This window comes from Qipengyuania sp., assembly GCF_964227205.1.
GTDB lineage: Bacteria > Pseudomonadota > Alphaproteobacteria > Sphingomonadales > Sphingomonadaceae > Qipengyuania.
Genome location: NZ_CAXQVB010000003.1, coordinates 530,903 through 552,723 on the forward strand (window position 1 = coordinate 530,903; position 21,821 = coordinate 552,723).

15 protein-coding genes are annotated in these 21,821 nt (G+C 65.9%); 9 read left to right on the forward strand and 6 right to left on the reverse strand.

What is annotated here, in order from left to right; translation table 11 throughout:
- Positions 1–73: 73 nt before the first annotated feature.
- From ACEQZ0_RS10140 to ACEQZ0_RS10150, 3 genes are read right to left on the reverse strand one after another with little or no spacing between them, the layout of a single operon-like run.
- Positions 74–1,561 carry an efflux transporter outer membrane subunit gene (locus ACEQZ0_RS10140; protein WP_050599651.1) on the reverse strand — a complete coding sequence of 496 codons (1,488 nt, stop codon included), beginning with the start codon at positions 1,559–1,561 and terminating at the stop codon, positions 74–76.
- A gap of 37 nt (positions 1,562–1,598) precedes the next feature.
- Complete coding sequence (locus ACEQZ0_RS10145; RefSeq protein ID WP_050599572.1) at positions 1,599–3,152, reverse strand: DHA2 family efflux MFS transporter permease subunit; 1,554 nt, start codon at positions 3,150–3,152, stop codon at positions 1,599–1,601.
- 3 nt (positions 3,153–3,155) lie between these two features.
- Positions 3,156–4,283: an HlyD family secretion protein gene (locus tag ACEQZ0_RS10150; RefSeq protein ID WP_050599652.1), complete on the reverse strand. Its 1,128-nt coding sequence runs from the start codon at positions 4,281–4,283 to the stop codon at positions 3,156–3,158.
- 177 nt (positions 4,284–4,460) lie between these two features.
- Here ACEQZ0_RS10150 and ACEQZ0_RS10155 point away from each other — a divergent pair, with 177 nt between their 5' ends.
- From ACEQZ0_RS10155 to ACEQZ0_RS10165, 3 genes are all read left to right on the forward strand, one after another.
- The gene (locus ACEQZ0_RS10155) at positions 4,461–4,910 is read left to right on the forward strand and encodes a MarR family transcriptional regulator (RefSeq protein ID WP_224802040.1); all 450 of its coding nucleotides are present in this window, start codon (positions 4,461–4,463) and stop codon (positions 4,908–4,910) included.
- A 51-nt stretch (positions 4,911–4,961) separates the two neighbouring features.
- The gene (locus tag ACEQZ0_RS10160; RefSeq protein ID WP_228135201.1) at positions 4,962–5,861 is read left to right on the forward strand and encodes an MlaD family protein; all 900 of its coding nucleotides are present in this window, start codon (positions 4,962–4,964) and stop codon (positions 5,859–5,861) included.
- Between the two features lie 431 nt (positions 5,862–6,292).
- Positions 6,293–6,637, forward strand: coding sequence for a hypothetical protein (locus tag ACEQZ0_RS10165; RefSeq protein WP_370190661.1), 345 nt, complete (start codon positions 6,293–6,295; stop codon positions 6,635–6,637).
- 121 nt (positions 6,638–6,758) lie between these two features.
- On the opposite strand, the gene ACEQZ0_RS10170 is transcribed toward ACEQZ0_RS10165, so the two are convergent.
- On the reverse strand, positions 6,759–7,451 hold the full coding sequence (locus ACEQZ0_RS10170) for a hypothetical protein (protein WP_370190662.1): 693 nt from the start codon (positions 7,449–7,451) through the stop codon (positions 6,759–6,761).
- Positions 7,448–7,987 carry an RNA polymerase sigma factor gene (locus ACEQZ0_RS10175; protein WP_370190663.1) on the reverse strand — a complete coding sequence of 180 codons (540 nt, stop codon included), beginning with the start codon at positions 7,985–7,987 and terminating at the stop codon, positions 7,448–7,450. The genes ACEQZ0_RS10170 and ACEQZ0_RS10175 overlap by 4 nt, the downstream gene beginning before the upstream one ends.
- Before the next feature lie 33 nt (positions 7,988–8,020).
- Here ACEQZ0_RS10175 and ACEQZ0_RS10180 point away from each other — a divergent pair, with 33 nt between their 5' ends.
- The 6 genes from ACEQZ0_RS10180 (at position 8,021) to ACEQZ0_RS10205 (ending at position 20,936) form a co-directional block, all read left to right on the forward strand.
- On the forward strand, positions 8,021–9,241 hold the full coding sequence (locus ACEQZ0_RS10180; RefSeq protein WP_370190664.1) for a S8 family serine peptidase: 1,221 nt from the start codon (positions 8,021–8,023) through the stop codon (positions 9,239–9,241).
- Positions 9,242–9,347: 106 nt separating this feature from the next.
- Positions 9,348–10,199, forward strand: a complete 852-nt coding sequence (locus ACEQZ0_RS10185) for a hypothetical protein (RefSeq protein ID WP_370190665.1) — start codon at positions 9,348–9,350, stop codon at positions 10,197–10,199.
- A gap of 158 nt (positions 10,200–10,357) precedes the next feature.
- The gene (locus ACEQZ0_RS10190) at positions 10,358–10,999 is read left to right on the forward strand and encodes a TetR family transcriptional regulator (protein ID WP_370190666.1); all 642 of its coding nucleotides are present in this window, start codon (positions 10,358–10,360) and stop codon (positions 10,997–10,999) included.
- A gap of 310 nt (positions 11,000–11,309) precedes the next feature.
- Positions 11,310–11,579: a hypothetical protein gene (locus ACEQZ0_RS10195; RefSeq protein ID WP_370190667.1), complete on the forward strand. Its 270-nt coding sequence runs from the start codon at positions 11,310–11,312 to the stop codon at positions 11,577–11,579.
- Between the two features lie 148 nt (positions 11,580–11,727).
- Positions 11,728–12,726 carry a universal stress protein gene (locus ACEQZ0_RS10200; RefSeq protein ID WP_370190668.1) on the forward strand — a complete coding sequence of 333 codons (999 nt, stop codon included), beginning with the start codon at positions 11,728–11,730 and terminating at the stop codon, positions 12,724–12,726.
- 2 nt (positions 12,727–12,728) lie between these two features.
- Positions 12,729–20,936, forward strand: coding sequence for a GH36-type glycosyl hydrolase domain-containing protein (locus ACEQZ0_RS10205; RefSeq protein WP_370190669.1), 8,208 nt, complete (start codon positions 12,729–12,731; stop codon positions 20,934–20,936).
- Positions 20,937–20,965: 29 nt separating this feature from the next.
- On the opposite strand, the gene ACEQZ0_RS10210 is transcribed toward ACEQZ0_RS10205, so the two are convergent.
- Positions 20,966–21,772, reverse strand: coding sequence for a universal stress protein (locus ACEQZ0_RS10210; RefSeq protein ID WP_370190670.1), 807 nt, complete (start codon positions 21,770–21,772; stop codon positions 20,966–20,968).
- Between the last annotated feature and the right edge of the window lie 49 nt (positions 21,773–21,821).

Below are 21,821 nucleotides of genomic sequence, written 5' to 3' on the forward strand. Positions count from 1 at the left end.
GCAGTGCACGAGGTGCTGACGCGTTAGGAAAAGTTGGAAGGGGCTGCGGGGCAGACTTCTGAGAAAACTTATCCTAACTCTGTTCAGGTTTCATAACTGATTTTCGATCGACCGGAGCTGGCTCAACCGACGTGCGATTGTCGCGAGACAATTCGACCCATCCCAACCCAAGCGACTTCTGGATCGCGATCCAGCCATTTGTCATGGCGGCGATCGCCCGATCGAGATTTGCTCTGGCCTGTTCGCGCTTGCGGATCGAAGTGTCGAGTTCGCCTTGCGAGATTACCCCCGCGGCGCGGCGTTGCTCGTTAAGCTCCGCAGCCGTGTCGGCCTGCCGACTGATCTGCGCCAGCGCGGCTACGTTGGCTCTTTGTTGCCCGAACCGAGCAAGCGATTGTTCGGCGTCGCGTAGTGCGCCCAGGACCACTTCAAGATAGCGCGCTTCGGCCTCGTCGCGCGCACTCTCGGCCTGATCGATCGATGCTGCCGTGCGGCCGGAATCAAGCAGGTTCCACTGCAGCCGCGGCAAAGCGATTGCCGATAAGTTGCCCGGGTCCAGGATGTCGTCGGGCTCCGATCCGCCCAAACCGAGAATCCCCATGAAGGAAATCTTGGGGAAGCGAGCAGCCTCTGCCACGCCAATGCGCGCATTCGCCGCGGCCAGCATGCGTTCGGCGGCTCGAACATCCGGCCGCCGCGCTATTAGCGCTGCGGGATCGCCCACCGCGACCCGTTCGGGGGGAAGCGGAATTTCGGCCTGAGCCGCCAGGAGCCCGTCGAGTGCGCCGGGCGCTTCGCCCGTCAGCACCGCGAGCGTGTCTTTGAATACATCGATGTCCGCTTGAGCTTCCGCGATCTGCGACTTGAGCAGTTCGAGCTCGGCGTTCGCGTTACCGACCGGGAACAGCGCGAGAGCGCCCTGTGTATAGCGCTGATAGGTCAATTCGAGAATTTGCTGCTGTAAGTCGCGCTCTCGCTGGACAAGCTCGAGCCGCCCTTGCGCTTCTCGCAGGCTCACATACGCCCGCGCGATTTCGGCGGCGAGCTGGACTTTCGCATCCTCGGCGTTCGCCACCGAGGCCGCAGCCTGAGCGTTAATGGCCTCGACACGCCGTGCCTGCCCCCCAGCGAAATCGATCTCCCAGTTTGCATTGAGCCCGACGTTGTAGACGCTGAGGCTGTCCTGCTCTTCGGTGTCTGCAGGAGCGCCGGGCGATCCCGGGGGCGGGCCGCTGCCGATATCTAGCCCTGGGATATTCGCCTGGACCGCAGTCGCCTGCGCAGCCACGGCGGGTAGCCGGTTGGCGCGCTCCTGGCGGAGAGAAGCCCTTGCCTGTTCGATGCGAGCGCGCGCCGCGGCCACGCCCGGATTGCCGACCAGCGCGCGCGCCTCCAGTTCATTGAGAACCGGATCGCCGAGCAGCGTCCACCAGTCGCCGGCAATCGGCGCAAACGGATCGATTTCGGGGCCGGCGCGTACGAACGCATTGCCTGCGGCGGTCGCAAGTTGCGGGGGACCGGCATAGTCGGGACCGGACATGCAACCCGCGAGGAGCGCCATGGGAGCGAGGAGGGTTAGGGTCTTGCGCATAGAGTTCTCAGTGCATCGAAAGGGATAAGTTCTTCGGGAGAGGCTTGAGGAACAGTACCAGCGGCACCGTGACCAGGGTAATCGCGCCCATGGCGAAAAAGACATCGTTGTAGGTCATCACGAACGCATCGCGCTGAATGATGCCGGAAAGCATCTCCAGCGCGGCCTGTGGGCTGCCCAGCGACGCCGTCATGCCGTCCAGGTATTCCTGTAGCCGGGGGCTGTTGGCGTTGAGGGTTTCTTCCATGCGTCGACTATGATGCCACAGGCGCTGATCCTGGAACGAGGCAAGCCCCGCGAGCGCGAACGAGCCCCCGAGGTTTCGCGCCGCGTTGAAGATCCCGGAAGCATCGCCGGCATCCTCCTTGGCAACCGAAGCTACCGTCGCCTGGTTGAGGAACATCATCGTGAGGATCATGCCGATGCCACGCAGGAACTGGCTTTCGGTGAACACTCCACCTCCCGATTCCGCTGTCAGATTTATGCTGACGAAACAGCTTAGCGCCATGATGAACATGCCCGCGCCGACCGCAATGCGGATGTGAATCCTGCGGATCATGAACGGGAGAACGGGCATCAACAGGAAAGCCGGAACGCCCATCCAGAAGATCACAAGTCCGGTCTGCAAGGCATTATAATCGGAAATTATCGCGAGAAATTGCGGGATCACGTAGGTCGAGCCATACATGACCATGCCAAGCGCCAGTGCCATCACCACGACGCTGGCAAACTGCCTGCTGAGCATCAGGCGCAATTTGAGCACGGGTTTGCGCGCGTAAAGCTGTCCGTAGGTCAGAAGTGCAAAACCCACGACCGTCATCAGTGTGAGCTGGACGATCAGCGTGGAATCGAACCACTCCTCACGGTGGCCTTCTTCCAGAACGATGGTCAGCCCACCCAACCCAAGGATCATACCAGCTATTCCCGCCCAATCAGCCTCGCGCAGGTAAACCCAGTCGGGCTTTTCATGGGGTAGCCCGATGAATAGTAAAGCAAGGAGCAACGCGCAGACGGGCACGTTGACGAAGAAGGCGTAGTGCCAGCTCAGGTTCTCGGTAAGCCAGCCCCCCACCAACGGGCCCATTACCGGCCCAAGAACCACGGTCATTCCGAAGAGCGCCATGCCAATCGGCTGTTGCGATGGAGGCAGTCGCTTTGCGACGATGGTCATGGCGGTTGGAATAAGCGCGCCGCCCATGAACCCTTGACCGGTGCGACCGATGATCATCGTCGTCAGATCGGTGGCAATGCCGCACAACACCGAAAAGGCCGTGAAGGCAGAAACCGCGACGATGAGCAGCGTGCGAAGGCCGAGCAGTCTTTCCAGCCACGCGCTCAGAGGGATGATGATGATCTCGGCAACAAGGAAGGCTGTCGCGATCCAGGTGCCTTCGGTTCCGGTCGCGCCGATTTCCCCCTGGATCGTCGGCAGCGCCGAATTGACGATCGAGATGTCAAGCGTTGCCAGCATCGCCCCCAGCGCACCGGCGGCTACGGCGATCCAGGCCGTAGCATCGGCCTTTTCGACCGGCGGCGAAACCGCTGCAGCGGCGCCTGCCATCGGTCAGTCTCCGGCCGCGTTGCGGATCGAATCGAGTTGGTCTCTAGCGGCGCGCGTATCGACACTCGCGACAACAGACATGCCCGGCACCAGCAGACGCAGGATCTCGGGCGAAGCCTGAATGGATATGCGCACCGGGACGCGCTGAACGATCTTGGTGAAATTACCCGTCGCGTTCTGTGGCGGAAGGATTGAGAATTCTGCCCCGGTACCCGGCGCGATGCTCTGCACTCTTCCTGATAGCTCGAGGTCCGGCAGCGCGTCGATTTCCAAGGTGACGGGTTGCCCCGGGCGGACAAGTCCGAGCTGCGTTTCCTTGAAATTTGCTGTCACGTAGAGGCGGTCGGTCGGTACGAGGCTCATAAGGCGTTGGCCAGGCTGGACAAATTGTCCAGGTCGGACCGTGAGGTCACCCACCCGCCCGGAAATACTGGCCTGGAGCGTGGTCGATGACAGGTTCAGACGGGCGGCCTCGAGTTGCGCACGAGCGGCGTTGGCTTGCGAATTGGCCTGGTCTATCTGCTCGCTAAGCGTGTTCTGTCGGCGCTGTGCCGCCGTGAGCGCGGCGCGCGCTGCCGCGACTTGAGCCTGCGCTTCTCTGGCCTGGGCCTCCAGCTGATCGAGCCTCTCGCGCGGCTCCGCTCCCGAAGCGGCAAGGGGGCGGTACCGGACAACCTGCTCAGCAGCGAGACCAGCCTGTGCAGATGCCGCTGCGAGCTGTGCACGGGCCTGGGCAATTGCCGCGTCCTGCTCTTGTTGCTGGGCGCGTACCGTATCTGCTCCGGCGAGCGACGCGGCGATCTGGGCTTCGACCTGGTTCGTTTGGGCACGATAATCTCGCACGTCCAGCTGGACAAGCGCATCGCCCGACGCGACCGTTTGATTCTCCGTCACTAATACGCGCTCGACGTAGCCCGCAATTTTGGGGGAGATGATGACGCTGTCGGCGGCAATATAAGCGTTGTCGGTGGACTGCTGGAATCTGCCGTACGTCTGATGATTGTAATACCAGTAGCTCCCGGCGAGCAGGACCAGAATGCCGGCGATCAGCAGACCCAGCCGGACCCGCGGACTGGACAACCCCGTCGGACGTGCGCCTTCATCGCTAGCCCCTGCTGTCTCGTCCGCCATGATTATTTCGCTCCTCGCCATCGTTTGAGCCGCTGCGCGAGCGATATAGCGGCCAAAACAAAATGCGAAAGTCCTTTACTATTTTTCTCCGATCGATAGGAATGTCTCATGCCAGAAGATGAGGGCACTCTCGCACTCGACAATGTCATCACCCACGATGATCGAGCGATCTTCATGATGGACCAGATCAGCCGCGCCGCGCGCAAGGCATTCGATGACCGAGCACAGCCGCTGAGCCTCAATCGTACGCAGTGGCGTGTGTTGGCGCAGTTGATCAGAGCTCCTGCCCTGAACCAGACGGACATCGCCAGGAGACTTGAAATCACATCCTCCAGCAGCGGCCTGGAAGACATGACGCCTTCGCGCTTGAGTGACCGGACGCGGCTTGCGCAAGTCATAGCAATATTCGGTCGCCACGGGCGGGGCGGCATCACGCCCGTGTTGGGACTAGGCCGATCTCAAAACCAAAACACATTCGACGCGCCCGGATGCCCCGCTCGTGGCGATTGCGCCAGGGGACGAACCTCGGTCATGTTCTATAGCGGACAACCGAATGGAGCATGCGGGACGCGAACTTTCATTGCACCGGCCCTCTGCCGGACGAACAAACCGCTGGCGGCGTGCTAGATGGAAACTAACGCAAACTTCTCCCTAGTGGCGTGGATCGTTGGCATTCTGATGCTTACGACCATCGCTTTCGCGATGTGGCTAATCGATCCCAGACCAAATCAGGAAACATATCAGATCAAGTTTGATCGCTCCGTGGAAGGCCTTCAGTCGGGATCGACTGTAACACTATCGGGAGTCCCTGTGGGACAGGTAACATCGGTCCGTCTGGCGGAAAATGAACCGGAAAACGTGGTCGTTGTTCTGACTCTCGATCCTTCTGCGGCGAAAGTCCACGGCCTTGAAGCGACAATCAGCACGGATCTGATAACTGGAGAGGCTGCGCTCGTGCTCGAGGGCCGACGGGGTCGTCAGGGCATTTACACCGACAAGTCAGGAAAAAAGATCATTCCCGCCGCGGACGAAACCGGACTATTGGGGAGGGATGCGACCGCCACTGTAGAGACCGTGGCAAATAGCATTCGCGCTCTGAACGAAGGACTGGAGCCAGAAAAGCAACGGGTGATCACCTCCGATCTTGTCCGGCTTCGAGTCACGACGGCCGCACTCGCATCGGACGCCGAAGGTTGGGACGAACGATTGGCCTCAACAAAAGGAAGATTGTTAGACTTAGGGCACAGGGTTGGTGGATGGGGAAATAATCTTCGAGATGCAGATCGGCGGATCTCAGGGCGGAGCGCTTCTGCTATCGCGCAACGACGCCTTCGCCAATTCAGGGAGGGCGTGCAGAACGCTGAAAACAAACTTTCCCAGATAAGGAGTGGCATTCCGGCGGTCGAAGATTCTTTGGTTGAAGGTGAAACGGACCTTCGCGAGCTTAGTCGCGAACTTGCTCCTCTCAGTGAAAAAATCGAAGATATTCAGGTTGAGGGAATTACATCAAATCCTCCCCTCCCAGACTATCGGCCAAAAAGAAGAGAAGCTGGAACGAATATCGATGATTTAAAGTAAACCGAACGGATGACTGCTTCCGGGCAGAGCGCGCAGCCCGTAGAATAGCGGAGATTGGAGCGCAAAGCGGATAACGACCTACTCCGCGGTCAAGTTTGAAATTGAAATTCCGAGTCCTAAAAAAGGCATCGAACCAATACATTAGAGGGATTTTGCGGGCCTTTTGCGGGCTTTTCAGCTTGACCGAAATATCTAAACATCAGAAATTAAACGGAAAAGAAGTTCGAATGTGATGCCTCTTCTGGGCACCATTTTCAGATCCTCTTCGGAACGATCGAAGTCCCGTGGGGCGGGCAGGCTTGGGGCCTGCGCGCAGTCCTTCCTTCGGGCTGCCGCGAAAAATTTCTCCATCGATGGATTAACCCGGGCGCTCGAGCCGTTTCCCCATCGAGCAGGCCTTCGAACCGCCTGCACGATGAAGGAGAATCGACATGAAGACCAAAGCCCTGCTTCCGCTGATCGCCCTCGGCCTGGCCGGTGCGGCGAGCGCTGCCGTGCCCATGTTGCACGAAGAGCAGGTGGCCCGCGCCGAGGAACGCCTGATCCTGACGCGGCCGATCGCCGGTATCGAGAACAATCTGTGGTTCGACTACCGGATCGACGTGGCCGAGGCGCAAAAGGAGCTATCGAGCGACCTGCGCCGGGCGAGCGACCTCGAGGACCAGCGCGACGCGTGGGAGGAATATGCCCACGAGCTCAAGCATGAGCGCGAGGATTACATCCACGACATGGCGAAGCGCGGCTATCGGCAGGGTACGGTCCAGCTGCTCGACTGACCGCAGACTATCTCCCGGGCGATCGCTCGCGTCCCTACCCCCCAGGGCGATCGCCAATCCCCGAAGGACCGGCCCCAGCGCCGGTCCTTCTTTTTTTACGAGTCCGGGTGCGGTCGGGAGTTCAGCGCCAGCCCGCGTCGCGGGCAAGGGCTTCGGCTTCGGCATCGAGGGCGGGGCCGGCGGCCATCCGCTGCGCGCGGGCGAGAATCTCGGCATTGCCCGCGCCCGCCATGCGGTAGTCGGTGTCGGTAGCCTGCGCCCCTTCGCCAACTGCTTCGAGCTTCCAGCCCTCGGCATCGCGGCAGGCGATCCCGCTGCCTCGGGTCGCACTGAATGCCCGACAGAAAGCGCCCTCGCGGTCGCGGAAGCTGAGCAGGATGCGCGTATCGGCATTGCCCGGCTGCTCCGCCACCAGCTGGCTGTCGAGCACTGCGGCAAGCTGCGCGTCGGCATAGCCCTCGGGCGTACCGCCGCGCGGCAGGAACACCGCCAGCGCCAGCGAGGCAGCGATGGCGGGCCCCACGACCCAGCTCCAGCGCGGCAACCGACGCTTCGCCTCGCGCCGCTCGCGGGCGGTGGCCAGATCGACCACTTCGGCCGGCCTCGGCGCCAGCATGGCAGCAAGCGCTTCGGGCACAGCCTCGTCTGCGATCGGTGCGAAATGCCCTGCAAGCCGGCTCTTGAGCGCGCGATGCGCCTCGACCTGGCGCTGCAGCTTTGGATCGGCGGCGATCGCGGCCGCCACCTCGGCTTCGCGGGCGCCCGAAAGCTGCCCGTCGGCAAAGGCGGCGATGTCTTCGCGGGTGAGGGTCATGCCTTTTCTCCGAGGATTTCGAGAAGCGCATCGCGCCCGCGCACGAGCCGGGAATTGAGCGTGCCCACCGGGCAGCCGACGATTTCGGCAGCCTCCTTGTAGGCATAGCCTTCGACCATCACCAGCAGCACCGCTTCGCGCTGCTCCTCGGGCAATTGCTGCATCGCGCGATCGACCATCGACAGTTCGACTGCCGATTCCTGCGCGCCATCGCCGCCGACCGACAGGCCCGCTTCCTCCGCCACGAATGTCTCGCGGCGGCGGGTGGTAGCCCGGCCTTCGTCGATCCAGAGATTGCGCATGATCCGATACATCCAACTGTCGAGCCGCGTGCCATCCTGCCACTTGTCGCGATTGGCCAGCGCGCGCTCGATGCTCATCTGGCAGAGATCGTCACCGTCGGCCGGATTGCCGCAAAGACCGGTTGCGAAACGACGCAGCCGGGGCAGCATTGCCAGCAAGTCCTGCTCGAACGATGGGTTCAGCGGTTTCTGCCTTCCGTGGATTAAACGGATGACCCCACCCGTTTCATCCATGCTTAATGCGAATTGGAGCAAAGAACGCAACCGATGCCCAGAATTTCCCCGCTTTTCGCGCTTTTTGCCGCGCTCGCCGCGCCGCTGGCGGCGCAGGTCGGCCTGCCGGGCGTCCAGCTGCCGCGCGTGGGCGGTGTGCTGGGTCAAGTCGGCGAGCTGGTCGACGACACGCTCGACCGTACCGACCGGATTGCGCGCGACCTGGCCCGCGACCGGCTGCGCATGATCGATCGGCTGGTACGCCGCCACGGGGACGCGATCGCGCTCGATGCGCGCGGCGAACCTGCGCGGTGGGGCGAAGTGCTGCTGATGGACGCGGGCGAGGATGCACTGGCGAGGGCCGGGGCGGCGGGATTCGTCCTGCTCGAGACCGTCGAGTTGGCCGACCTCGGGATGCGTGTCAGCCGCTTGCGGGTGCCGGCGGCGCTGGAGCTCGGCGAGGCCGAACGTGTACTGGAGCGGCTTCTTCCCTCGGTCACGATCGCGCCGGACAATCTCCACTTCCAGTCGGGCGATGCAGGCCCGGTTCCGCTTGCCCTTGCGGCGGCCGCCGGCGGAGCAGGCCGCACGCCGGTGGGCATGATCGACGGCGCGCCGGGCAGATCGGTTACCGTTGCCGCCACCCGCGGCTTCGCCGATGGGGCACCCTATCCCAGCAATCACGGCAGCGCGGTGGCCTCGCTACTCGCCTCGCAGCATGCCGGCCCGATCCGCGTAGCCGATGTCTATGGCACCGACAGCGCGGGCGGCAATGCACTCGCTATCGCGCGCGGGTTGGGCTGGCTGGTCGGGCAGGGCAGCAAGGTCGTGACGATCAGTCTCGTCGGACCGCGAAACCTGGTCCTCGAACGCGCCATAGCGGGTGCGCGCAAGCGCGGCGTGGTGGTGGTCGCGGCGGTCGGCAATGACGGACCTGCCGCGCCGCCCGCCTATCCGGCGAGCTATGACGGCGTGGTTGCAGTCACCGCCGTCGACGGCAAGCGCCGCGCGCTGATCGAGGCGGGACGGGCGCTGCATCTGGACTATGCCGCGCCCGGCGCGGACATCCACGGGCTCAACGCCAAGGGAAAGCGTATCGTCCTGCGTGGAACGTCGTTCGCGACTCCGCTGGTCGCGGCGCGGCTGGCGCGGGCGATCGAGCGGGGTGGCGATTGGCGCCGCGTGCTCGACAGCGAAGCCGAGGACCTCGGCAAGAAGGGCGCCGACCCGGTCTATGGCCGTGGGCTCCTCTGCGGCAGCTGCACCGGCCGGTAAGAAAATTCGTCCCTGCATGGATTAACCCGCGCAGCCGGTTCGTTTTCCTTGTCGAAGCAGGCGCTCACCTCCCTCCCGGAGCCCTGCAGGAAGAAAGGAATTCTCGATGAACAGGCTTCTTCTCGCAGCAGCAGCCATGACTGCCATCACCGCCGCGCCGCAGGCGCATGCCCAGCTCCTCTCGGGCACGGGCCTCGGCCAGGTGACCGGTGGCGTCGGTCCGATCACCCAGAGCGCGACCGGAACCCTGAATTCGGCCACGCGCGGCACGCTGCGCGGCACTGCCCGCACGCGTGGCAACCAGAAGGTCGATCGTCGTTCGGGCGAAGTGTCGCTCGACCGCTCGCTCGACACCGGCGTGGCCGCGACGACCGACCAGGTCCTCGGCAGCCCGCTGGGCTCGGCTTCGGGTTCGGCTTCGGGCAGCGGCGAGGCCTCTGGCTCGGGCAGCGCCGATGCCCAGCTCGTCGGCACCGATGCGGTACGCGGTCTTGCAGGCCAGGGCGTGGGCCGGGCGCGCGAGGGTGTCTCCACCGTGCGCAATCTGGCGACGCCCGCAGTCGGCGCCGCGCGCGATCGCGCCGGCAGCCTTGCTGCGCAGGCCGGAAACCTGTCTGCCACGGGCCAGGGCGGCGGCGCCGCTTCGGGTGAAGGCTCGGCCGGCTTCGGCAATGGCGTACTGGCTGCCGCAGGCAGTGGGGCCGCTACGGGCGACGGCGCCTTCGCGGTCAGCCCGGGCATGCCGGTGCTTTCGCCGCAGGGCGTGCCGGTGGGCAAGGTTCGCCAGCTGGTCAGCGATTCGCGCGGCCGCGTCGAACAGGTCGTGGTCGAGGCCAAGGGCCGCAAGTTCGCGGTTCCGGCAGCCTCGCTCGCAGCCAGCGGCAATGCTCTGGTAATGGCCGAAGGTTCTGCCTCGGGCGAGACGTCGCAGCCGCCTGCCGACAGCACGGTCGAGTAAGCTATCGCGCCGCATTGCGGCCGAACGGGGCGGCCGGGTCATCGCGATCCGGCCGCCCTTTGCGTCTGCCAACCCGATAGACGTCACAGGATACGCCGCGGCTGGTAACTGGCGGCCGGCGATTGCCTTCCCCGGGCGAAATGCCCAAGGATGGGGGCATGAAGCCGGGACAATCCAGCACGGCCGCGCGCCAGGTGGCAAAGGGCACGATCCGCGATACGCTGCTCGAAGCTGCCAGCTCGCTGATGCGCGAACTCGACACGGTGGATATCGGTATTCTCGACATCGCTGCGCGGGCCGAAGTCAATCACGGCATGATCCGCTATTATTTCGGCAGCAAGGAAGGCATGCTTCTCGCGTTGCTCGATCGCGATGTCGGGGTGCGCATCCGGCAATTGCGCGCGCTGCTGCGGCTCGAGGCCAGTCCTACCGAGAAGATGCGCATCCATCTCGAGGGCATTCTCGATACCTATTACCGGATTCCCTATCTCAACCGCCTGATCCAGGCGATGGTCCGCGACGCCTCGCCCGAGCGCGTCCACCACATTGCCGAGGAGCTGCTCAAGCCGATCGCCCAGGCGCAACACTCGATCATCCAGGAAGGCATCGCGGCGGGCGAGTTCCGCAGCGTCGATCCCAAGCTGTTCTACTTCAACACCATTGGCGCTGCCGACGGGCTCTATTCCAACCGCTTCACGCTCTCGGCCGTGTTCGGAGGCATCGCCGCCGCCGACGATGCGCTGCACGAGCGCTACAAGCGGCACACGGTCGAAACGCTGATGGCGGGGCTGCTAGCCTGATTATCAGACTTGATAACACCGCTCCGGGCGACATAGTTTCCGGCATGGATCTTCGGTATCTTTCCGCCGATCGTCCGCCAGAAACTCGAACTCGGCCGCGAGTGGGACCTTTCGCTGGGAGAGCGCCTGCTGGTGAAGCTGTTGGGGAAGATGGCCGACCGCAAGGTCGATCCCGAATCCCCCGCCTATCGCGCGGCGCTGCGTCTCGGACTTCCCGCCGATACGGCCTGGCGCTAGCTCGCCTGCATGCCTCACCCCAAAGTGTGACCGCCGACTTGCTGGACCCGCGCGACCGCCTATCTTGAGCGCCATGCATTTCGACGATCTCCTGCGCCGCTATTTCGCTTCGGCCGACATGACCGCCATTTCCCCCGACGCGCTTGCGGCCGGGATCGAGCATTGCCGGGTCGACCTGGGACTCGAAAAGAATCCGGCCAAGCGCTTCGCACTGTGGGCGCTATTGCACCTGTTCGATGCCGCTCCCGATCTCGATATCGCTTTCGAAACCGCGGAAGAACGTGAGGCCGCCCGCAATTTCGCCGACCTGCTGGCCGGGGCGACGGAGCCGGGAGGGGACTGACCGCCGCATAGGGCGATCGCTTCCGGCCCCGCTTTCCCGACAGAGGTCGCACGTCCGGCGACGGTTTACGGGAGGTTCCGTATGGCCTGACCTGGGGGCGCCGCTCACCTTGGCCGCAGCCTCAAGCCGCCGCCAGGGGAGTCCGCCGATGCCAGACCTTTCGCCTATTCTCGACGATCCCGTCGCCGCGCTGGGACGGGAGGCTTCGGAGCTTGTCGACCGGCGTGATGCGGATCGCGCCACCGTGCTTGCGCTGCTCGATCATCACGGCGCGCGGAGCGCCTCGGCCGCTCACGCGATCGCGGTCAGCAAGGGCCTCGATCTCCGGCTCGCCATCGCCAGAATCAACGAGTTTGCCATTGCCGACATTCCCGCCGATCCGGTGGCCTGGCGCTATCAGGACTGCTCGCTCAAGGCCGACTTGCAATCGCTGACGCGCCGCCTGGATGCCGAGGACGAACCGATCCTGTGGTTCGACATCGATCGCCTGCCGGCGACCTTGCGGTCGATCGTGCGGCAGGCGCGGGCCTCGATCATCGTGACCCCGCGCGAGGATCGTACAGGAGGGGCGGAGGCTGCCTATATGCAGCTGCTCGAGCATACCGACGTCTCGATCCTCGTCGTCCCGCCCGACGCGGCCACCGGCGAGGGGCGCTATCGCCGCATTCTCGTTCCGCTCGATGGTTCGCCGCGTGCTGAAAGCGTGTTGCCCCTCGCGCGCCGTCTCGCCGCCAGACACCGTGCCAGCCTGGCGCTGGTCCACGTCCTCGACCGCAACGTAGCGGAGCCCGGCACAGATTCTGCCAGAGCGTCGGTCGATCCAGCCCTGCGGGCAAGACGCCGGCTGGAAGCCATTGCCCGCCAATACGAAATCGCCGATCTCCCGGTCGAACTGCTTGTCGGCGGACCCGGCGACCCGCGCCTGTCGCTTCTCGAAGTGATCGAAAAGTGCGATTTCGACCTTGTGGTCATGTCGGCCCACGGTCGATCGGCCCTTGCCCATACTCCTTGCGGCAGTGTGGCAAGGCATCTCCTGGGCGCCGCCGACATTCCGGTCCTGCTGGTGCGGACCGGTTCGCGGTTTACCGAAGCGCGCGCCAGGGAGCTTGGCCCGCAGCCATCGCTGTTCCAGTTCGGCGAAGGCTAGACATGTCCGCCGAGGCAGCTGCCGGACATTGTAGCGAGGACGGCTGCATCGGAGACTTCACGCCGGTGGCGGGACCGGTCGATGAGATCGACCTGATCGGCAGGATCGACCGCGTTCAAGCCTCCTTCGAAGCCTTCCGCCGCGAAGCCCTGACACCTCCCGACGGGACCGAAAAGGCGGCGGAATGGCTGCTCGACAATGACTATCACGTCGCGCGTGCGCTGCGCGAAGTCGTCAAGGGGTTGCCGCGCGCCTATCTGGCAAAGCTGCCCGGGGCGCCGGGCGAGGACATCCGGCCGCGCCCCTACGCGATTGCCCGCGACTATTTTCGATGCAGCCACCTGCAGCTCTCTTGCGGCGAATTCGAGAACTACATCGGCCAGCTGCAAAAGAGCTGGCCGCTCTCGCTGGCAGAGCTGTGGGCGCTGCCCAACATGCTCCGCATCGTCGCGATCGAAACGCTGCTTGCGGCGCTGGCCGAACTGTTCGGCGGCGTAGGGGCGAAGCAGCTCGATTCCTGGCTGGAGCCGCCCGATCCGCGCTCCGTGCATGCAGTCGAGCGGGTGGCGCGATCGATCACCGTCCTGCGGACGATCTCCGAGATTGCCTGGGGGGATTTCGTCGATGCAGTGAGTATCGTCGAACGGACGCTGCTGGGCGATCCCGCGCTGGCCTATCCGCGCATGGATTTCGAAACGCGCGACCGTTATCGCGGCGCGCTCGAGCAGATAGCCGCCGATGCGGGGCGCCCGGAGCAGGAGGTGGCGCAGGAGGTACTCACGCTGACCGCCGATGCGCAGGACCCGGTGCGGCGACACGTGGGCTACTGGTTGCTCGATCGCGGTCGCGAAGCCCTCGAAACCCGCCTTGGTGCGGCGATCCCGTGGAACAGGCGGGCCGGCCGCGTGGTACTGGCGCATCCCTGGGCCGTCTATGCCTGCCTCGGGTTCGGCCTGTGGGTGGCCTTCATGGTGACCCCGGCGCTTTTCCTCCATCTCGCGCAGGCCTTGCCCCAGGCGTGGCTCGGCGGACTGCTGTTGGCCGTGATCCCCTCGTCGATCCTCGCCATGGTGACGCTGAACGGTGTGCTGACCCGCTTCCTGCCACCGCGAATCCTTCCGAAGATGGATTACACCGGTGGCCTACCCGCGAGTGCAAGGACGGCGGTAGTGGTTCCGGTGATCCTCTCGCCCCGCGACGACCGGCGCGAAATTGCGCACGTGCTCGAACAGCACTGGCTCGCCAACATCGATCGCCAACTCTCGATCGTCCTGCTCGCCGATCCGGCCGATGCCGACCTGCCTCATGAGCCCGGGGACACCGAGCTGGTCGATGGTCTGATCGCCGAGATCGAACGGCTCAACGCCCGCTATGCGACCGAGGGGCATGAGCCGTTCCACCTGCTGATGCGCCCACGCCGGTTCAACGCCGCGGAAAAGTGCTGGATGGCGTGGGAGCGCAAGCGCGGCAAGCTCGGGCAGTTCAACACGCTGGTGGCGACCGGGGACACGGCGGCGTTCGCGATCACGGTCGGACCGACCGAGGCGCTGCACGGGCTTCGCTATGTGGTCACGCTGGATGCCGACACCATGCTTTCGGCGGGCAGCGTCGCGCGGCTGGTGGCGGCGATCGATCATCCGCTCAACCGTCCATGCATCGATCCCGACACCCGCCTGCCGCGACGGGGGCATGCCATCGTCCAGCCGCGGATCGAAATTTCGCCGCAATCGGGCGAGCGTTCGCTCTTTGCCCGGCTGTTTCCCGGCGACACGGCGATCGACATATACAGCCGCGCAGTCTCCGACGTGTACCAGGACCTGTTCGGCTGGGGCGTTTTCGTCGGCAAGGGGATCTACGAGGTCGACGCCTTTCGCGCCTGCCTCGCCGATCGCGTGCCCGAGAATGCGATCCTCAGCCACGACCTCTTCGAAGGGGCGTTCTGCCGTGCCGCACTGGCGAGCGACATCGTCCTCTACGAGAATTTTCCGGCCAGCTATTCCGAATATGCGCGGCGTTTGCACCGCTGGATTCGCGGCGACTGGCAGTTGCTGCCCTGGCTGGGGCCCCGCGTGCCGTCGGAGGCGGGGGCATGTACGCGCAACCCCTTCGCCGCGGTCGACCGGTGGAAGCTCCTCGACAATTTGCGGCGCAGCCTTGTCGCGCCGTCGCTGCTCGCGCTCGCGATAGCCGGATGGCTGGTGCTGCCGGGCAGTCCTCTTGCCTGGACCCTGCTGGTCGTCTTCGCGCATTCGGGACAATTGCTGATCGAGCTCGCGACGGGAATGGCGCGGGGGCGGCGCAAGGGGGCGGTGCGGGGGCTTGGCGGCCGGATCGAGGACAATGCCGGTCGCGCGGCGCTGGCGATCGCGTTCCTCTGCCACGAGGCGCTGGTATCCGCCCATGCCATCGCGCTGACGCTGGGGCGGTTGCTGGTCACGCGCCATCACCTGCTGCAATGGACCACGGCGGCGGGCGTGGCGCGGACGCAAGTCGGCGACAGCCCTCGCCGGTGCAGCTGGCGCGAGATGTGGCCGGCAAGCCTGGTCGCACTCGGCATCGCGGGGATCGTGCTGCAATTCCGGCCCGCGGCGCTGCCGACCGCGGCGATCCTGCTCGTACCGTGGATACTGGCGCCCGAAATCGCTCGGTGGCTGGTGCGACCGGCGCAGCCCGAGGCGCGCGCGATCGATGCTGCGGGGTTGCTGTACCTGCGCCGCCTCGCACGCCGGACCTGGCTCTATTTTGAGACCTTTGCAGGACCGGCCGATCACTGGCTCCCGCCCGACAACTACCAGGGTCCGCCGTTCGAGGAAATCGCCCACCGCACCTCGCCGACCAATATCGGGATGCTGCTGACCTCGACCGCCACCGCCTGGTACCTCGGCTTCATCGGCCGGGCCGAGCTCGAAGCGCGCTCGGAGAACCTGCTCGACACGCTCGACCGCCTCCCGCGATACCGCGGACACTTCTACAATTGGTGCAATACGCGCGACCTGGAGCCGCTCGAACCGCGCTACGTGAGCGTGGTCGACAGCGGCAATCTGGCAGTGGCGATGATCGCCTATGCCGCGACGCTGCGCGAGGCGGGGGAGGCCGCAACGCTCGAACCCCAGCGCTGGCTGGGCCTGCGCGACCTGCTCGATCTGGTGGCCGAGGCGGCGGCGTTCACCCGGGGCGAGCCGCTGGCGCACGAGGCGCGTGCGCTCGGCACTGCCATCGCCGACTGCGTGGCGCGGGGCGACGATCCGCTTGTCCCCTTCGAGAGCGAGTGGCGCCAAGCACTGGGGCGGTTGGCAGCGACCGGCGAGCATCTGCTGGCCGACCCCGTGGCGCTCGATCCGGCTCGCCGGACCGACCTGCGTAGCTGGCTCGAGAGGCTCGACCACCACCTGCGTGAGCTGACACGCGACGCCAGCGTCGCCCTCCCGCACGGGACCCGCATGGCGCAACTGGCGCAGGCCTACGAGCGGCTGGCCTGGGCGATGGATTTCGCCTGGCTCTACGACGCCAACCGCGACCTGCTCTATCTCGGGTACAATGCCAGCCTCGGCCGGATCGATACGCATCACTACGATCTGCTCGCCTCCGAGGCGCGGCTCGCCAGCCTGCTGGCGATCGCCAAGCGCGACCTGCCCGTGCGGCACTGGTTTCACCTCGGGCGACCGGTCGTGCGCCGCGCGCGCGACCTGCTGATCCAGTCGTGGAACGGCTCGATGTTCGAATATCTCATGCCGCGGCTGTTCCTGCCGAGCGAACGCAACACGCTGGTCGGGCGCAGCGAGGCCGCGGCGGCGGCGCTGCAGCGTCGCTATGGCGAGCGCAACGGCTTGCCCTGGGGCGTGTCCGAATCCGCCTATGCGTTGCGCGATGCCGAGAACCGCTTCCAGTACCGCGCCTTCGGTGTCCCCGATCTCGGCATGCGTCGCGGCCTTGCCGAGGACGCGGTGATCGCGCCCTATGCCACGGCGCTGGCGCTGGCGGTCGATCCCCCGGCGGCGGTCGCCAACCTTCAGGCGATCGACCGTCTCGGTGCGGGCAGTCGGTTCGGGCTCTACGAAGCGCTCGACTTCACCCCCGGACGGATTCCCGATGGCCGCCGTTTCGCACCGGTCAATGCGGCGATGGCGCATCACCAGGGGATGATCCTCGGCGCGATCGGCAATGCGCTGTGCGGCGATTGCCATGCGCGGCGTTTCATGCAGCATCCGCGGGTGGCCACCGTCGCGCTGCTGCTGAGCGAGCGCGTGCCCTACGAACTGCCCTCCGAAATCACCCGGCTGGAGGTCGCGCAGGCCGGTAGCGAAAGGCGCACGCCCGCCCGCGCACCCGTGCGCTGGAGGCGGCGCGCGCGGCCTTGGCCGCAGGGCGTGCTGCTGGCCAATGGCCGGCTGTCGAGCTGGATATCCGATCGCGGCCCCGCCGCGCTGCGCTGGCAGGGGTATGCGATCAACCGCTTTGCCGGCGATCCGCTGGTCGAGAACGCGGGCCCCGCCTTTTACGTCAAGGACCGGAAGTCGCAGCGGCTGCTGGCTATGGGTGCGGGACGCGGTGAGGGTATCGCCACCGCCTCGTCGATCGGCTTCGCTTCCGACGGAGCCGAATTCCACGCCAGCGACCAGCAGCTCGAAGCGACGATGGAAATCGCGCTGGCGCAGGACCACGATCTCGAAATCCGCCGCATTACGCTGCGCAACGAGGCCGCGCACGAGCGCGACCTGCTGCTGAGCTGGTATGCGGAACCGGTGCTTTCACGGGCCATCGAGGACGAGCGGCACCCGGTCTTCAACCGCCTGTTCGTCTCGGGCCGATTCCTCGATGCACCGGCCGGAATGCTGTTCACCCGGCGTCCGCGCACGCCGCAGGAAACACCGCCGAGCGTGCTCTACACGCTGGTCGACGCAAACGGGCCGGCGCGCGGCCTGACCTGGTCGAGCGATCGCCGCGCCTTCCTCGGGCGGAACCGCGACCTGCGCGATCCGCAAGGCGCGCATCGCCAGCTTCCGCCCGACGATCTTTCGGGGCTCGACGCGGCCTGCGTCCTGCAGCTCGAATGCCGGCTGCAACCCGGCGAAGAGCGGCAGTTCGACTTCCTCACGCTGGTCGGCGGCAGTGCCGAAACCGTTGAGTCGGTCGCCCAGACGCTGCGCACCCCGGCGGCGATCGGCTGGCTGCTGCACCAGGGCCGCGCCGGCTGCAGCCCGGTACACGACGGCGAAGGCCTTTCCGATGCGGAGCTGATCGCCACTCAGGAACTCGGCATGATGCTGGCCTTCGCGCACCCGGCACTGACACAGCGCGATCCTGCCCCGTCCGCACAAGGCGGAGCGCAAAGCGATCTCTGGGGCATGGGAATTTCGGGCGATTTGCCGATCGTCCTGCTCGAGGTCGAAGGCGAGGGCGGCGAATTGCCCGAAGTGCTGGTTCGCGCGCACCGCCAGTGGCGCCTGGCCGGCCTCGAGAGCGATCTCGTCCTTCTCCAGACGGCGGGCTCGGGCTATCTCGAACCCTTGCGCGAACAGCTTTCGACGCTGCTGCATGCAGCGGGCTCGGCCGGGGCGTTGGGGGCGCGGGGCGGCGTGCATCTGCTCTTTTCCGACCAGCTTGGCGAGGCGCGCACGCGCCAGCTCAAGGGCACGGCAGCGGCCTGCCTGGTCGAGAACGAGGGGTCGCTTGCAAGCCAGCTCGAGCGGGCCGCAAACGCGGGCCATCTGCCGATCCCGCCAATCATTGCCTCGCGCCCGCCGCTTTCCGAACCGGCTGCGACGCCCCGCTCGACACGCGCCGAAGTCCCCCTGTTCGAGCTCGGTGAAGCAGCCTGCGCGATCGCACTTGAAGCCGACGGGACGACTCCTGCCCCGTGGGCAAACGTGCTTGCCAATCCCGATTTCGGCACGCTCGTCACCGAGGCGGGCGGCGGCTTCACCTGGTCGGTCAACAGCGGCGAGCATCGCCTGACCAGCTGGACCAACGATCCCGTCGGCGACCGCGTCAGCGAGGCGCTGTACCTGCGCGATGAAGAGACGGCGCAGCTGTGGAGCATCGCACCCGCGCCGTGCGGGGCCGATATCCGCTGCGAGGTCCGTCATGCGCAGGGCTGGAGCAGCTGGCACGCGCGCTCGCACGGTCTCGATCAGCGCATGACCGTGACCGTCCCCCCAGACGACACGGTCAAGCTTGTCCATGTCGAGCTGCGCAATCTGACCGACCGGCCTCGCCGGTTGACCGCGACCTATTACGTCGAATGGCTGCTGGGTGCGCTCGCCAGCACCGACCGTCGCCACATCCGCTGCGAATTTGCCGATGCGCCCGCGGCGCTGCTCGCTGCCAATCCCTGGCGCGAGGATTTCGCCGAGCGGGTCGCCTTTCTCGCCGCAAGCCGACCCGCGCACGGCTATTGCGTCGACCGCGGCGAATTCCTGGGCGAGGACGGCGATCCCGCACGGCCCGAGGCCCTGCGGCGCTGGGGCCTGCACAGTGCGATTCCCGCCAGCTATCAGCCGTGCGGCGCCTATCAGCTGCATCTCGAGCTGGCGCCGGGCGAGACGGTCGAGGCTTGCTTCGTGCTGGGCGACGCCGCCGGTCGCAGCGAGGCGCTGGCCAAGGTCGCACGCTGGACCGCGCCGGGGATGGCGCGGCAGGCGCGCGCCGACGCGAGCGCATTCTGGGATAGGCTCGCGGACACGTTGCAGGTCGAGACCCCCGATCCGCGCTTCGACCTGATGGTCAATCGCTGGCTGCCCTATCAGGCGCTGTCCTCGCGCATATTCGGTCGCTGTGGCTTCTACCAGGCGAGCGGCGCCTATGGCTTTCGCGACCAGCTGCAGGATGTCCTCGCCTTCCTGCGTGCGCGACCCACGCTGGCGCGCGAGCAGATCCTGCGCTGTGCCCGCCACCAGTTCGAGCAGGGCGACGTCCTCCACTGGTGGCATCCGCCTGCCGGGCGCGGGGTGCGCACGCGCTTCAGCGACGATCTGCACTGGCTGGCCTATGCCGTAGGAACCTATGTCGAGGCCACCGGCGACGAGAGTATCCTGACAGAAAGCGTCGATTTCCTCGCCGCTCCCCCGCTCGCCGATGACGAGAGCGATCGCTACGACCGCTTTCCCCCTGCGGATAATCCGGCACCGATCATCGATCACTGCGAGAGAGCGCTCGAGCGTATTGCGACCGGGGCGCACGGCCTGCCGCTGATCGGGGCGGGCGACTGGAACGACGGGATGGACCGCCTAGGCATCGCGGGACATGGCGAGAGCGTCTGGCTCGCCTGGTTCGCTTCCGAGGTGATGGAACTCCACGCCAATATGCTGACCCGGCTCGCGCGGGGCGACCAGGCACGCCACTGGCAGGCGCGGGCCGCGACGATCCGCGCTGCGGCGCGCGAACACGGCTGGGATGGCCAGTGGTTCAGGCGTGCCTATGACGATGGCGGCAATCCTCTCGGCTCTGCGGGAAATTCGCAATGCGCGATCGATTCGATAGCCCAGTCATGGGCCCGCTTCGCGCTCGGCGAGGATCCGCGCGCCGAGCGTGCGCTGGATAGCGCCTGGGTCCATCTGCTCGATGGGAAGGCCGATCTGCTCCGGCTGTTGTGGCCCCCGTTCCGCATCGACGGGAGCGATCCCGGCTATATCGCCTCCTATCCGCCCGGAGTGCGCGAGAACGGCGGGCAATACAACCATGCTGCCGCCTGGCTGGGGCTGGCCTTCGCCGCGGCGGGCGATGGCGACAGGGCCTATCGCGTCTTCACCACGATCAGCCCGGCACACCGGTCGGCCGATCCCGTTTCCACCGATCGCTATCGCATCGAACCCTATTGCGTCGCCGGCGACATCGCCACCGAAGGGGCGCGGCGCGGACGGGGCGGCTGGAGCTGGTACACCGGCGCCGCCGCCTGGAGTTGGCGCCTGGCGGTGGAAGGCATCCTCGGGTTGCACCTCGAAGAGGGGGCGCTTGCGCTCGCGCCCTGCCTGCCGCCCGGCTGGTCGCAATTCAGCGCACGCATCACGCGCAACGGGGGGACGATAGCGGTTCTCGTCGAAACTTCGCAGGTTTCGCACCCGGCGATGACGATCGATGGCCAGCCCGCCCCGTGGAAGCCGGTTGCCTTTCCCCCGCGGGGCCGCACCGCTGAAGTGCGGCTCCGCCTGCCCGCGGCGCACCAGCGCGCAGCATCGGGCGTGGCCGTGGAGCAGACAGGCGTCGAGGGCTAGCCGCGGTGCGAGCCGCGCGCCTTTCGCGTTCAGTGAGCGAGAAACAGCGGTATCGGGGGCGAGGTGAGCAGGCTCCGGCTGACCCCTCCCAGCGCGAATTCGCGCAGCCGCGAATGGCCGTATGCGCCCATGACGATGCAACTCGCACCCATCCTTTCGGCGACATGCGCGATGGTCGCCGCGATGCCGTCCTTCAAGGGCGGTTCCACGACGATCTCGGCCCCGATACCGTGGCGCGAGAGATAGGCGGCGGCAGCTTCGGGCGGGAGCCGGGGGTGGCTCGCTTCCTCCTCGACCGAGAGCACGGTTACCGATGCTGCAGTCTTGAGCAGGGGCAGCGCGCCGCGCATCGCATTGGCCGCCTCGCCCGAGCCGTTCCACGCGATGACCAGCGGGGCGGTCGCATCGAAACTGCGTGTCTGCTCGGGCACCAGCAGCACCGGGGTGCGCAGCTTGATGACCATTTCGGTTGCCAGCGCCTTGTAACTCGCGTCGACCTTGCTGTCGCCACAGGCACCGGTGATGATGACGTCGTTGAGCGGAGCGTATTCGCGCAGAGCGAGCCGCGCCCACTGGTGGTCGACCACCCAGTTCCACGGAGCGTCTTCCCCGGCCAGGTGCCGTTCCTGGGCTTCGCGCACTTCCTCGGCGTTCTTCTGGATCTGCGGAACGATCTGCGCTGCGGCAATGCCGTAGAAATCGCCATAGCCGACTTCGAGCGGCACGGGCTGCAGGCAGGTGACATGGCCGGTAAAGGCCCGGGCAAGATCGAAAGCGACCTGCCGGCAGGCTTCGAGACAGTGATCGTCGTGGATGTGCAGAAGTATGGAACGCATGAATGCCTCCTCGCTGGCGTGCGGGCGAGGATGGCCGCGTGCGCGCCAT

Coding starts and splice junctions, on each gene's coding strand:
- ACEQZ0_RS10140 (WP_050599651.1), bottom strand. CDS start 1,561: ATGGCGCTCCTCGCGGGTTGCATGTCCGGTCCCGACTATGCCGGTCCC.
- ACEQZ0_RS10145 (WP_050599572.1), bottom strand. CDS start 3,152: ATGGCAGGCGCCGCTGCAGCGGTTTCGCCGCCGGTCGAAAAGGCCGAT.
- ACEQZ0_RS10150 (WP_050599652.1), bottom strand. CDS start 4,283: ATGGCGGACGAGACAGCAGGGGCTAGCGATGAAGGCGCACGTCCGACG.
- ACEQZ0_RS10155 (WP_224802040.1), top strand. CDS start 4,461: ATGGACCAGATCAGCCGCGCCGCGCGCAAGGCATTCGATGACCGAGCA.
- ACEQZ0_RS10160 (WP_228135201.1), top strand. CDS start 4,962: ATGCTTACGACCATCGCTTTCGCGATGTGGCTAATCGATCCCAGACCA.
- ACEQZ0_RS10165 (WP_370190661.1), top strand. CDS start 6,293: ATGAAGACCAAAGCCCTGCTTCCGCTGATCGCCCTCGGCCTGGCCGGT.
- ACEQZ0_RS10170 (WP_370190662.1), bottom strand. CDS start 7,451: ATGACCCTCACCCGCGAAGACATCGCCGCCTTTGCCGACGGGCAGCTT.
- ACEQZ0_RS10175 (WP_370190663.1), bottom strand. CDS start 7,987: ATGGATGAAACGGGTGGGGTCATCCGTTTAATCCACGGAAGGCAGAAA.
- ACEQZ0_RS10180 (WP_370190664.1), top strand. CDS start 8,021: ATGCCCAGAATTTCCCCGCTTTTCGCGCTTTTTGCCGCGCTCGCCGCG.
- ACEQZ0_RS10185 (WP_370190665.1), top strand. CDS start 9,348: ATGAACAGGCTTCTTCTCGCAGCAGCAGCCATGACTGCCATCACCGCC.
- ACEQZ0_RS10190 (WP_370190666.1), top strand. CDS start 10,358: ATGAAGCCGGGACAATCCAGCACGGCCGCGCGCCAGGTGGCAAAGGGC.
- ACEQZ0_RS10195 (WP_370190667.1), top strand. CDS start 11,310: ATGCATTTCGACGATCTCCTGCGCCGCTATTTCGCTTCGGCCGACATG.
- ACEQZ0_RS10200 (WP_370190668.1), top strand. CDS start 11,728: ATGCCAGACCTTTCGCCTATTCTCGACGATCCCGTCGCCGCGCTGGGA.
- ACEQZ0_RS10205 (WP_370190669.1), top strand. CDS start 12,729: ATGTCCGCCGAGGCAGCTGCCGGACATTGTAGCGAGGACGGCTGCATC.
- ACEQZ0_RS10210 (WP_370190670.1), bottom strand. CDS start 21,772: ATGCGTTCCATACTTCTGCACATCCACGACGATCACTGTCTCGAAGCC.